This window comes from Sunxiuqinia sp. sy24 (assembly GCF_052677165.1).
The window spans coordinates 40,768-53,469 of the sequence record NZ_JBQYLH010000026.1 but is presented as its reverse complement, the minus strand read 5'-3'; the positions used below and the strand labels follow the sequence as shown (position 1 = coordinate 53,469).

The window sequence follows — 12,702 nt, the reverse complement described above, 5'->3', positions numbered from 1 at the left end:
CCCATCCTTAAAAGGGATGTGCTCTACCAGCTGAGCTACTGAGTCATCATGTGTAGTGCCTTTTTGTTTTAAAGGCGCTGCAAAAGTATGCTTTTCAACCTAAAATGCAAAACGATTTCCCAATATTTTTTTTTAAAATAAAGACTAACAAAAAGCAAACTTAAGATTTTGAGAAACTTAGATAGCAAAAAGAATTCAGCAAATTTATGAAACCAGAATAAGTATTTCACTCCATAGGAGATCTAGTAAATAAACTTACATTTGTTTGAAAAATCACTCTTAATGACTTTTGAAGGTTACTTTGTTATTGCTGTTATTGTCTTAATGATAATCGCACTCATCAACGACTGGATGCGCCCCGGGCTGTTGCTTTTCTCTGCACTGGTTGTACTAATGGCTGCAGGAGTCGTTTCCTCCAATGAAAGTCTGGCCGGCTTCTCCAACAAGGGGATGCTTACCGTGGCTGTACTATTTTTGGTAAGCGAAGGAGTTCGGCAAACAGGAGCGCTAAATATTGTCGCTCGGGCTTTTCTGCCCAAGCGACGTGGTAAAATGCCAATCACTTTGGTTAAGATTCTAGTTCCAGTATCCTTTATTTCTGCCTTTTTAAACAATACACCAGTCGTAATTATATTTGCACCTATGATCAAAAACTGGGCTGAAAAAATGAATCTTTCGCCTCAGAAATTTTTGATTCCTCTTTCATATGCGACCATACTGGGAGGTATGTGTACCTTGATTGGTACGTCAACAAACCTGGTGGTACACGGACTAATGTTGGAAAATGGGTTTAACGGCTTATTTATGTTTGAGCTGGGAAAAGTCGGAATCTGGGTTGCCTTGGTAGGCTTTTTATACCTTTCATTCGTGGGACACCGCTTGCTTCCCGGGAAAAAGGACAATAATAAACGCGACAGCCTAGATTATAAAGAATATTTTTTGGATGCAACCCTCCCACCCAACAGTTCGCTTATCGGTGAAGAAATCAATAATGGACGCAGCCATCAACTAAAAAATATCATCATCCATTCCTTAGCGCGGGGTGATGAAATTATCGATACCCGCAAAGGCAGATATACGCTTGAACAGGATGACAAGCTCGTGATTGCGGTCAAATCAGAGGTTTTAGAAAACTTGGTTCCACAGCGAAAATTAGAGTTTAAGGCATTAAAAGGATTTGGTAAATTCTATAAAAGCACAGACATCAAGCAAATCGAGGCTGTAATTGCTCCCCGCTTTCCCGGAATCAACCGAACGGTGGATGAATTTGATTTTTTGAACCACTACCAGGCCGAAGTACTAGCTGTATACCGAAACGGCGAAACAATCTCAACCAATGTAGGCTCTTTCCGAATGAAAGCCGGCGACAGCCTGGTTTTATTAACCAATGAAAATTTCATCAAGAATTGGGGCGAATCAACCGGTTTTTACCTGACTTCATTTATTGGTGAAATCCCTCCTCCCCGATACAAAGGACAGCGCTTGTTGGCTCTACTACTCGTTTTACTAATGATTATTGGAGCAACCATCGGTCGGTACCTCCCGGAAGTTGGAGGGAATCAGCTCGACATGTTCTATTTCGCTGCCATTGTGGCCGTACTTATGGCATGGATAAATGTGCTCCCCAATCGAAAATACACCAAAGCTATTTCATGGGACGTTCTGATTACAATTGCCTGTGCGTTTGGACTTAGCAAAGCACTTCAAAATTCAGGTGCAGCCGATGCCATTGCCATAACAGCAATCAATTTCTCGAAATCATTTGGTCCCTTAGGAGTCTTGATTACGATTTACCTGATCACCACTGTTTTTACCGAAATAATAACCAATAACGCAGCAGCCGCACTCGTTTTTCCTATTGCCTATTCGGCGGCCATCCAACTAGGGGTTGATCCCAAACCATTTTTCATCGCCATCTGTATTGCAGCATCAGCAAGCTTTTCGTCCCCAATTGGGTACCAAACGAACTTGCTGGTTCAGGGGCTTGGAAACTATAAGTTTGGCGACTACACAAAAGTTGGATTACCCCTAAATATTATTGCTTTCATTATGTCAATAATTCTTATTCCGATGATTTGGCCATTCTAAATTAGCCGAATAAGAGTTAATACCTATTAAAATTAACACAGAATAACCTATTTTTGCTCTCTAATTAGTTTTTTACAAATTTGCTGGAAGCAAGTTGCGTTTTAAAAATCCTTATCATGAATAAATATACTCTGACCCACTTGCGTGAATTAGAGGCCGAGGCCATTCACATCATTCGTGAGGTTGCAGCCGAATTTGAGAATCCCGTTATGCTGTATTCAATTGGAAAAGACTCATCGGTGATGGTTCGTCTGGCTGAAAAAGCATTCTACCCCGGAAAAGTTCCGTTTCCACTTATGCACATCGATTCAAAGTGGAAGTTTAAAGAAATGGTTGAATTTCGCGATAACTACGCCAAAGAAAATGGCTGGGACCTGCTTGTTCATTACAACAAAGAAGGTTTTGAAAGCGGAGTTGGCCCTTTTTCTCACGGAAGCAAAGTACATACTGATGTGATGAAAACACAGGCCTTACTCGAAGGCTTGTCGAAATATAAATTCGATGCGGCCTTTGGTGGTGCTCGTCGCGACGAAGAAAAGTCACGAGCCAAAGAACGAATCTTCTCCTTTCGCGATAAATTCCACCAGTGGGATCCCAAAAACCAACGTCCTGAGCTTTGGAATATCTACAACGCTAAAGTACATAAAGGCGAATCCATCCGGGTTTTCCCAATATCGAACTGGACTGAGCTGGATATCTGGCAATACATTCGCTTGGAAAACATCCCTATCGTCCCCTTATATTATGCCAAAGAACGCCCCATTGTGGAAGTGGATGGCAACCTGATTATGGTTGACGATGAGCGCATGCCAAAAGAATTAGTCGAGAAAGCTGAAATGAGAAAAGTTCGTTTCCGTACGCTTGGATGCTACCCATTAACCGGAGCCATTGATTCCGAGGCCGATAACATCGAGAAAATTGTTGAAGAAATGATGACCGTTACCGTTTCAGAACGAACCACTCGCGTTATTGACTTTGACCAAGAAGGCAGTATGGAACAAAAAAAGCGTGAAGGTTATTTCTAGCCTTCAACTTGGCAAACAACTAGCACTGCTGAAAATTGATTTAAAAAATTGAAAATGACACAACCCATAGATATAAAGGCATTTCTTGATCAGGACGAAAAAAAAGATCTACTACGCTTGCTAACAGCCGGTTCAGTGGATGATGGGAAATCAACCCTGATTGGCCGATTACTTTTTGACAGCAAGCGACTTTATGAAGACCAGCTTGCCGCCCTGCAACGCGACAGTAAACGCGTGGGACATGCCGGCGAAGACATTGATTATGCCTTGCTGCTCGACGGCTTAAAAGCCGAGCGTGAACAAGGAATCACCATCGATGTAGCTTACCGGTATTTTTCGACCAACAAACGTAAGTTTATCATAGCCGACACCCCCGGACACGAACAATATACGCGCAACATGGTAACAGGCGCATCAACAGCCAATCTTGCCATTATTTTGATTGATGCCACCAAAGGCGTCATTACCCAAACGCGGCGCCATACATTCCTCGTTTCGCTGCTTGGCATTAAGCATGTGGTACTGGCTGTGAATAAAATGGACTTGATAGACTTTGACGAGCAAGTGTTTAACGACATCTGCGAAGACTACAAAAACTTTGTGGCCCAGCTTGACATTCCAGATGTAAATTACATCCCGTTATCAGCTTTAAAAGGAGATAATGTTGTTGATCGGTCAGAACGCATGGACTGGTATAAAGGCAAGGCAATGCTAGAATTTCTGGAATCGGTGCACATTAGCTCGGATCGCAACCTGGATGACTTACGCTATCCTGTACAATATGTATTGCGCCCCGACCGCGATTTCCGAGGTTTTTCAGCCCGGATTGCATCAGGAGTTGTTCGTCAGGGAGAGGAAATCATGGTTCTTCCGTCGAAAAAGAGATCAACCATCAAAAGCATTACCACTTATGATGGCGAACTGGATGAAGCGTTCCCGCCACAAGCGGTTACCATCACCTTAAATGATGAAGTAGATGTTTCGCGTGGCGATATGATCGTCTATCCGGATAACCTGCCACGCATGGAACGTCACTTTGAAGCCACCGTGGTGTGGATGGATGAAAAACCGATGGATCCAACAATTCAGTTTTTTATTAAACATGCCAACAACAACACCAAAGTTCGTATTGACACGATAAAATACAAAACCGATGTCAACACCCTGCAAAAGTCGGAAGTTGACTTTTTGGAATTAAATGAGATTGGGCGGGCAGTATTAACCACCAACAAACCACTGTTTTTCGATCCTTACAAAAAAAATAAAAACACCGGAGCTTTTGTTCTCATCCATCCAGTGACCAACAATACGGTTGCTGTTGGTATGATTATCGATAAGCTAAGCGCCGATGATCTGCCTTCTAAAATCAGTGACCAGCACCGGGAATTAATTCGCAAAGGGAAAGGCTTAATTTCTGACAACGAATACCAGGCGCGTTACAATCAAAAAGGAGCTACCCTCTGGGTAACCGGACTGCACGGCTCTGGCAAAAATGAGTTTGCATTCAGCCTCGAAAAACAATTATTCGACATGGGAGCCACCGTTGTCTTGCTTGATGGCAGCTCCGTGCGTTCAGGGCTTTCGAAAGAGCTGGATTACTCGCCAACCGACCGGGCCGAACATTTACGCCGCGTTGCTGAGGTTAGTCGTTTGCTGAATGATCAAGGCATCATTACAATCTGTTCCTTCATCTCACCTGATGAAGCCATTCGCAAACAAGTCACCGATATTATTGGAGAAGACCGGTTTCATCTCTTCTCAATGGATGCTTCGATGGAGTTCTGCAAAAAGAACAAGCCCGAATTCTACGCCGATAAGACCATCAAATACGTTCCCGGAGTAGACGTTCCTTTCGAAACACCGGAAGATGCAGCCTTAAAGCTTGATCCGGAAGACAACGGTAAAAATCCGGAACTGGTAATCGAATATATCCGTAAAAAATTAATCTTTCCAATAAAGTAAGAAGAGCCCATACCGATATAGTAAAAGGGGAATTTCAATAAGAAATTCCCCTTTTTTAGAGCTGAAAAATCCTCGCAAAAAATACTAGACTTCGTTAAATAGAAGGAAAGACCAAACATTTCACACAAAGCCTTCGTTTAATAAACAGACACAAAAAACAGGGTGTTATATTCTTAAAACATACCGATCTTGACCTGTTTCCATTTCTATGACTTTAAGAATTCCTCATCCATTTTGTGACTTTACCGACAAACAACTCTTTTTTTGGTCAGTGTATACGGTACATTGATAACCTAAAGTACTGTTTTAATAACTCCTACAGATAACCGATTGACAATTAATAATAAAAGTATGAAATTAGCTTACCAATAGAACATCGCATGACGCCTGCAGAAAGGTTTTATAAATATTTCAATCGTGCATATGGTCATCCCGAGGATGACATTCCATCACAATTGAAAAATGAGTTCATCGAGGAATTCATCAGTCAAATTCCTGAAGTAATCGATGAACTTGAAACCAATCTGCTCAAACATGAGATCCACAAATTTTATGTACAAATAAAGAACCTGAAGTACCTCTGCGAATACAGCGAAGAATTTAACCGGTACTGGCTCCTGTTAAGATCCATTTCGGGCGGTCTGGATCGCGTACTTGAAGATCCGACAACAGATCATATCGCCGATGTTTACATCTATTACTTCAGCCGCTATGGCGGTCGCCGAAAACTGCGGGATGAAAATTGGTTTGAAGGTCACCGATGGGAGTTTCTCGACAGGCTATCCAATATCCCAACCAATGATGACCTCAATGATTTCATCTTAGAAAAGATTGATGATCTGAGCAATTATTTTCAATTGTATAAGAAAGAATTGACTTCCTTTATTCTGGAATTAAAAGAGCTGACGAACTAAGTTTCTCATTGCCTCCAAGAAGCCAGAACCACAAAGCTAGTAAGTTAAAAATAACGACTGCTCTCCTGGGCAAATCGCCCCTTCCCTGCTCTTTTTTTAGCGTAAGATTGATTATCTTGCCCAGCAAAATGAAAATCAACATGACAAAACAATACAATTGGGCTATTTTAGGATGTGGAAAAATTGCCCGCAAATTTGCTGAAGATCTAAAGTTACTCCCCAATGCAAAGCTTTATGCCGTAGCATCCAGAAGTTTAGACCGCGCACACGAATTTGCCGTTCAACTCGGATTCGAGAAAGCTTATGGCAGCTACATCGAACTTGTTGAAGACCCGAACGTCGATGTTGTTTACATTGCGACTCCACACTCCCACCACCACGAGCATGCACTTCTATCCCTGACATACAAAAAAGCAGTTTTGTGCGAAAAAGCCTTTGCCATCAATGCTCGTGAAGCCCGAGAAATGATTGACTGCGCCAAAGAAAATAACACATTTTTGATGGAAGCCTTTTGGACCCGCTTTCAACCCGGTTTTTTAAAAGCAATGGAAATACTTGAATCCGGAGAGCTAGGTGAACTAAAAATGGTTCGCTCTGACTTTGCCTTCAATGCTGAAAAAAATGCCGATTTGCGCCTGTACAACCCTGACTTAGGTGGAGGTTCGCTACTGGATATTGGCATTTACCCGGTTTTCGCAACCATCATGACTTTAGGAAAACCATCATCAATAAAAACCCTTCCTCAGTTTGGATTCACCAATTGCGAAGAATCCATAATCATGAGTTTCAAATACGACAATGGAGCCATGGCTTCGCTGGTTTCCAGTTTTGCATCTCATTCATCCATTCAATCCGAGTATTGGTGCGAGAAAGGCTACCTGCGACTAAACAGACGCTGGTTTGCCAATGCCCAAATCTGTATTTGGCGCCAAGGGATGGAGCATGAAGAGGCCGTCGAAGTAGCTCCAATAGAAGGAAAAGGCTATCAATTTGAAGCTGCTCATGTGATGAAATGCCTGGATGAAGGGAAGATTGAAAGCGACATGATGACTTTTGAGATCACCCTCAACATAATGAATACCTTGGACCGTGTGCGAGCTGATGCCGGCATTGTTTATCCCAAGCATGATTTGCCGTCTGCCAACTAAGACAAAGGATTGTTTAGCCTACATCGACTTGCTTGCTGACTTGAATATTGCATTCACAGGCTTATTAACATTATTTAAAGAAAAAAATAAGCCGTTCATCGATAATGTTCCCAAACATTAAGTAAAAAAGTATAATTTTGGTTCTATCAAGAATAAAGCTATGAAATTAATTATTCTCACATCGTCTATTTTTTACTTACTCGGACTGAAGTTAACTCATCAGGTTGAGATCGAACAGCCATTCATAACTGACAGTGTAATTATAAGCGTACCAGCAGAACAGCCTAAACTTCCAGCAGTCGACCAACAGGAAGCACAACCGCAAATCAATGAAGACAAAACCGACAGCATTCAAAGTCCTGGCTCAAACGAAAATACAGCTCCGTGGTATCCTTTAATCGAGGATTTAGAATGTAATGAGTTTTAACGCCCAGCGAGCACATTGGCGCTGCGCACTCGAAAATTTTTCCCTACTCATAAAACGCCTCAACTCCCGGATAATGAAATTTTTTCCGGGCAACAACTTCTGGATAGATAAAGTATTTCACATCAGCTTCCGCACACAACTCATCTTCGTCATTCAATAGTTTCGCATGAATAATGGCTAATCGCTTATTCTGCTCCACCAACTTCCCTTCAATTCTGATTTCCCCCTGGTTTGTATGAAGTGGTTTTAGGTATTTGACCTGCAACTCGGCTGTAACGCCAGCCGTAGCGCACTTAGTATACACCACCCAGGCGGCAATTTCATCCAATAAGGTTGCCTGAATACCTCCATGCAAAACATTTACCCAGCCCATAAATTCAGACCGAGGCTGCCACATCGAAATAATGCTTTCACCGTCATCCCAAAATTCTAAATTAAGACCTACTGGATTGTGTGGCGAACAGCCAATGCAACGATACAATTGCGGATCACCGCTGAGATGAGGATTTCTAATCTTTCTCATTTTTAAAAATAAAAAAAGCCGGTCAAACATAAATATTTGCCGGCTCATGAACGTATAATCCTTTTAATTATTTCCCAAGATCAGGGGAAGTCCTTCTTTAGTGCTTCCAATCACAACAACTTTTGAATTGGGCGATTTAGAGAGCTCCAAGGTTGCTTCAATTCCTCTCTGCTTCAGAATATTGACTGTCAGCGATGCATCAATAATACGATTATAGCGTGCAACAGCCTCAGCTTCAATACGCTTTTTCTCCGCTTCCTGTTCAGCTGTTTGCAGCGTATATTGGTAGGTCAAAAAAGCTTGCTCTTCTTCCAACTTCTTCTCAATCGCCTGCTTAATTTTATCGGGCAGGTTTATTGAGCGAATCAAAAGAGCTTTCATGTCGATGTTATTTTTATTGAGTACTTTTTCGGTTTCTTCAATAATAGACGACTCCACTTCACTTCTTTTGGTCGAATAAATTTCCTCAGCGGTGTACCGGCCTGCCACCTGACGAACCGATGAGCGCACTTCCGGCGTAATTAACTGATCGATATACCGTTTCCCAAAAATCTCGTGTAAATACCCAATCTTATTGTAAGTTGGATTGAAACGCACAGAAACGTCAACATTGACTGACAGTCCGTTTTTATCCAAAACGTCCATTGTTTCTTCCCGCTGCTGTTCCTTTACATCATATACAAATAAAGTATTCCAGGGAGCCACAATATGAAATCCGGGAATATAAGTATTGTCCTTGTCCAGGCCCGATGTAAAAGGCCGGAAAATGACTCCTCGTTCACCTGGCTGAATGGTCACAAACATGCTGCTACCGAAAAACAATAAGATAAAAACGACTGCTGCTGCAATAATGAGATACGACTTCTTAAAATTAAAATCCATTGGTATGAAATTTTTAAAATGACTAAAAAGTAAATGTAAGAGAATTTTAAGGATTTTCTCAACTAAACAGATAAATCTTACTAAAAACCAATAAAAAGCCTAGATTCAGAATAACAAGAATCTGGTGAAATCAGTTTTTTTTCGTTAAATTTGAAATTCATCAAAACCCCTTCTGTATGATTGGTTCTTCAGAACTTATTATTAACAACGACAAAAGCATCTTTCATCTGCATCTAAAACCCGAACACATAGCCGACCATGTCTTGTTAGTTGGCGACCCGGCCCGCGTTCAATTGATTGCATCACATTTTTCCAATATTGAATATAAAATCCAAAATCGGGAATTTGTTTCGACCACCGGAACATACCAGAACACCCGAATTACTGTGATCTCAACAGGCATTGGAACCGACAACATCGACATTGTTATTAATGAGCTGGATGCCTTGGTAAATATCGATCTGGAAACACGAGAAGTAAAAGCAGAAAAGCGTTCGCTCAACATTATCCGTATTGGCACGTCAGGGGCGCTTCAAAAGAATTTGCCGGTCAACTCATACGTCTTATCCCGAAAAGCAATTGGCTTTGATGGCTTGCTGAACTTTTACGCCAACCGGGAGCTAATTTCAGATCTGGATTTTGAACGTAACTTCATCAACCACACGGCCTGGAATTCACTTCTGGGCAAACCTTATGTTGTCGATTCATCTCCCCGTTTGTATGACCGTTTCCAAGGAGATCATTTTACGGAAGGCGTAACCATTTCGGCACCGGGATTCTATGGCCCACAAGGACGAATACTGCGCCTTGAGACAGCCGACCCTCTGCTCAACGAAAAGGTTGAATGCTTCTTCTACAACGACTTGCAGATAACGAATTATGAAATGGAATGTTCGGCAATTTACGGACTTTCAGCACTGCTCGGACATGAAGCCCTAACTGTTTGTCTGATCATTGCCAACCGGACAACAAAAGAAGCCAACGAGAACTACTACCCTGCTATGGAAAAACTGATTAAATTAGTCTTGGATAAACTATCAACTTAATCGCTTTACAGCTATGAAGAAGGACAGGCTGCAAGCTTTAATTGCCTTACTGGACGATCCGGATGAGGCAGTCTTTGAAGCAGTGGAACAACAATTACTTTGCGAAGACGTGCAGATTGTTGACCAACTGGAACAGATCTGGGAAACCAGTCTGGATGAGCTGATCCAGTCCAGAATCGAAAATCTGATTCAACAAATCCAGTTTGCTGAAACCAGAACTAAAATTCTCAACTGGGCCAATCAAAAGCAAATTAACTTATTTGAAGGGTTCTTCTTAATCAGCCAATATCAATACCCCGATCTCAAACAAAAACAAATAAAATCGAAGCTTCAAAAGATATCGAATGATGTGTGGCTTGAAATCAGTAACAAACTTACATCATTGGAGAAAATTACTGTACTCAATCATATTTTATACGATGTCAATCAATTTTCCATCAACCTAAACCACCTCAGTTCACCGCAAAATTGTTATATCAACCAACTCCTTGAAACGAAAAAAGGCAATGCCATTTCAATAGCCATATTATATGCGCTGATTGCGCGCGAACTGAAATTCCCGATCCAGTTTATTAACTTCCCAAAAACTCCCCTGCTCGCTTATATCGACCCGGAGTTGGCCAAGGAAGTCCATGGAAGTAATTACAAATCGTCCATCTTATTCTACATTAATCCATCCAACAAAGGAGCCATTATTGGTCGGAAAGAAATCGATTTTTTCTTAAACAAGAACAAGCAGTACGAAATGGATGATCTTGACGAGCCGTGCGAAGACAAATTCATGGTAAAAAAACTCCTGGAAAGCCTGATTGAAAGCTATGACTCATTGGGCCACCAAGACAAAGTGGATGACTTAAGGAAAATAGCAGATTTCCTATAAAAAAGAATAACAAGCAATCAATAAAAACCAGAACTTTCAAAACCAAGTAAATAATTCTGATGGTTCTGGATTGATCTTCACCTTATCGAAAAATCCCTTAAAGCTTTTGCCATCAGGCTTCTCCATTCATTTTTTCCATTACTATTTTGAGAATGAGTTGCTCTTTCGTTTCAGCCTGAAACAACAGCTCGGTAGCTTCATGCTTCAACGCCTCTTTCTTATCAACATCCTTCAACCCTTGCAAGTTAATCAACACATTCAGGTAAGCCCCGTGAACGGCAGTCTTTGCACACAGGGCTGCCACTCCGGCGTCAGATACTGAATTTGGATTGCCAATTTCCGCCATCACTTCAATCACTTCCATCGAATAAAAGGCAGCCTTCATGACCGCTAAAGGCACGTGGATGGCATTTAGCGTCGCTTGCTGGATGGCTGCACTACGAGCCAGGACTTCGTCTTTACTTGTCTTGGGCAGCCCAAATGCCACAATGATCTGATTAAAAGCATTGGTATCTTCATCTACCAAACGGAGAAGTTCTTTTTGAAAAACTTTCCCCTTCTCCGCCCATTCGGAAAATTCGTCCCAGCGATGATCCCATCCGCGCTTGTGCGCCGAAAGATTAGCTACCATACTTCCCAATGCCGCTCCCACCGATCCAACATAAGCAGAAATAGAACCTCCACCAGGTGCTGGCGACTCCGAAGCGGTTTCGTATGCAAAGTTCCGAAGACTCCTATCGATTAGCTTCAGTGACTGATCTTCCAGCAAATACTCGATAATACGCTCGCGAGGGTTAAATGCCCCCAACTCGTCCAAACCCATCGACTTAATCGCAATTTTAATTAACTCCAAATCAGAGACTCCAGTAGAACGTTGCTGTTTACGCAGAAAATATTTCCCCGCTTCGAGCATAGCCTGCAGTGGAATCAATCCAACCAACTCAGACCCTGTTACCCGCAAGCCTCGGCTTTCAGCACTTTTACAAACAGCATCAAAAGCCACATGAATGGGTGTAATGGTAATGTCGGTTAAGTTCATCGAAATTTGAGCAACGCCATATTCTTCAATAAACCAACCGATGGCACGAACTTTTTTCAGACTCCCGGGAATACGCACGGGTTCTCCATACTCATCCTGCACTATTTTTCCGGTAACCGGATTTCCTTCACGCTTAACTCGTCCTGCCTCGCGCACATCGAAAGCCACTGAGTTAGCTCGCCGAGTCGATGTTGTATTTAAATTAACATTATAGGCAATCAGGAAGTTGCGGGCACTCACCGCTGTTGCTCCGGACGTTACATTCATTTTAGCCGGACCAAAATCAGGCTTCCAATTTGAATCTTTCAATTTATCAGGCAACCCTTCATATTCGCCCGACCGACAATTTGCCAGACTTCTGCGCTCTTCATTTTGTGCTGCAAACTCGTAGCAGTAAATTGGGATATCCAATTCATCACCGATGCGTTTGGCCAATTGATGAGCATATTCAACCATTTCATCCATCGAAATACCTGCAATGGGAACCAAGGGACAAACATCGGTGGCACCAAAACGCGGATGTTCTCCATGATGCTTACTCATGTCGATTAACTGGGAAGCCATTTTCACACCCTGAAAAGCAGCCTCAATAACGTCTGCAGGAGGGCCGACAAAAGTAACTACGGTACGATTAGTAGCATACCCCGGATCAACATTGAGCAACTTAATATTCTCAACTCGCTCAATGGCATCCGTTATTTGTTTAATAATTGATTGATTTCTTCCTTCACTGAAGTTTGGCACACATTCAATTAACTGGCTCATAAT

At 42.0% G+C, this 12,702-nt stretch carries 11 protein-coding genes; 8 read left to right on the top strand and 3 right to left on the bottom strand.

What is annotated here, in order from left to right; all coding sequences use genetic code 11:
* The first annotated feature begins 282 nt into the window (after nt 1-282).
* The 6 genes from ACUNWA_RS18075 (at nt 283) to ACUNWA_RS18050 (ending at nt 7,564) form a co-directional block, all read left to right on the top strand.
* Nucleotides 283-2,088 carry an SLC13 family permease gene (locus ACUNWA_RS18075; RefSeq protein WP_445593331.1) on the top strand — a complete coding sequence of 602 codons (1,806 nt, stop codon included), beginning with the start codon at nt 283-285 and terminating at the stop codon, nt 2,086-2,088.
* Between the two features lie 80 nt (nt 2,089-2,168).
* A complete protein-coding gene (cysD, locus tag ACUNWA_RS18070) occupies nt 2,169-3,113 on the top strand; it encodes a sulfate adenylyltransferase subunit CysD (protein WP_445593330.1) in 945 nt (314 codons plus the stop codon).
* Between the two features lie 54 nt (nt 3,114-3,167).
* The gene (cysN, locus tag ACUNWA_RS18065) at nt 3,168-5,075 is read left to right on the top strand and encodes a sulfate adenylyltransferase subunit CysN (protein ID WP_445593329.1); all 1,908 of its coding nucleotides are present in this window, start codon (nt 3,168-3,170) and stop codon (nt 5,073-5,075) included.
* 380 nt (nt 5,076-5,455) lie between these two features.
* Nucleotides 5,456-5,989: a hypothetical protein gene (locus ACUNWA_RS18060; protein ID WP_445593328.1), complete on the top strand. Its 534-nt coding sequence runs from the start codon at nt 5,456-5,458 to the stop codon at nt 5,987-5,989.
* Between the two features lie 140 nt (nt 5,990-6,129).
* Nucleotides 6,130-7,137 (top strand): Gfo/Idh/MocA family protein, encoded by a 1,008-nt coding sequence (locus tag ACUNWA_RS18055; protein WP_445593327.1) that lies wholly within the window; start codon nt 6,130-6,132, stop codon nt 7,135-7,137.
* Nucleotides 7,138-7,297: 160 nt separating this feature from the next.
* Nucleotides 7,298-7,564, top strand: coding sequence for a hypothetical protein (locus ACUNWA_RS18050; RefSeq protein ID WP_445593326.1), 267 nt, complete (start codon nt 7,298-7,300; stop codon nt 7,562-7,564).
* 43 nt (nt 7,565-7,607) lie between these two features.
* Here the strand turns inward: ACUNWA_RS18050 and ACUNWA_RS18045 are convergent, their stop codons facing one another.
* Nucleotides 7,608-8,087, bottom strand: coding sequence for a PaaI family thioesterase (locus ACUNWA_RS18045; protein ID WP_445593325.1), 480 nt, complete (start codon nt 8,085-8,087; stop codon nt 7,608-7,610).
* A gap of 63 nt (nt 8,088-8,150) precedes the next feature.
* Nucleotides 8,151-8,969, bottom strand: coding sequence for a prohibitin family protein (locus ACUNWA_RS18040; RefSeq protein WP_445593324.1), 819 nt, complete (start codon nt 8,967-8,969; stop codon nt 8,151-8,153).
* Between the two features lie 176 nt (nt 8,970-9,145).
* Between ACUNWA_RS18040 and ACUNWA_RS18035 the strand changes: the two genes are divergently transcribed.
* Nucleotides 9,146-10,015 (top strand): nucleoside phosphorylase, encoded by an 870-nt coding sequence (locus ACUNWA_RS18035; protein WP_445593323.1) that lies wholly within the window; start codon nt 9,146-9,148, stop codon nt 10,013-10,015.
* A gap of 13 nt (nt 10,016-10,028) precedes the next feature.
* Nucleotides 10,029-10,895: a transglutaminase family protein gene (locus ACUNWA_RS18030; RefSeq protein WP_445593322.1), complete on the top strand. Its 867-nt coding sequence runs from the start codon at nt 10,029-10,031 to the stop codon at nt 10,893-10,895.
* 112 nt (nt 10,896-11,007) lie between these two features.
* Here ACUNWA_RS18030 and ftcD read toward each other — a convergent pair whose 3' ends face one another.
* A complete protein-coding gene (gene ftcD / locus ACUNWA_RS18025) occupies nt 11,008-12,699 on the bottom strand; it encodes a glutamate formimidoyltransferase (RefSeq protein ID WP_445593321.1) in 1,692 nt (563 codons plus the stop codon).
* Nucleotides 12,700-12,702: the final 3 nt, after the last annotated feature.

Coding starts and splice junctions, on each gene's coding strand:
- ACUNWA_RS18075 (WP_445593331.1), top strand. CDS start 283: ATGACTTTTGAAGGTTACTTTGTTATTGCTGTTATTGTCTTAATGATA.
- ACUNWA_RS18035 (WP_445593323.1), top strand. CDS start 9,146: ATGATTGGTTCTTCAGAACTTATTATTAACAACGACAAAAGCATCTTT.
- ACUNWA_RS18060 (WP_445593328.1), top strand. CDS start 5,456: ATGACGCCTGCAGAAAGGTTTTATAAATATTTCAATCGTGCATATGGT.
- ACUNWA_RS18030 (WP_445593322.1), top strand. CDS start 10,029: ATGAAGAAGGACAGGCTGCAAGCTTTAATTGCCTTACTGGACGATCCG.
- ACUNWA_RS18045 (WP_445593325.1), bottom strand. CDS start 8,087: ATGAGAAAGATTAGAAATCCTCATCTCAGCGGTGATCCGCAATTGTAT.
- ACUNWA_RS18040 (WP_445593324.1), bottom strand. CDS start 8,969: ATGGATTTTAATTTTAAGAAGTCGTATCTCATTATTGCAGCAGCAGTC.
- ftcD (WP_445593321.1), bottom strand. CDS start 12,699: ATGAGCCAGTTAATTGAATGTGTGCCAAACTTCAGTGAAGGAAGAAAT.
- ACUNWA_RS18055 (WP_445593327.1), top strand. CDS start 6,130: ATGACAAAACAATACAATTGGGCTATTTTAGGATGTGGAAAAATTGCC.
- cysN (WP_445593329.1), top strand. CDS start 3,168: ATGACACAACCCATAGATATAAAGGCATTTCTTGATCAGGACGAAAAA.
- ACUNWA_RS18050 (WP_445593326.1), top strand. CDS start 7,298: ATGAAATTAATTATTCTCACATCGTCTATTTTTTACTTACTCGGACTG.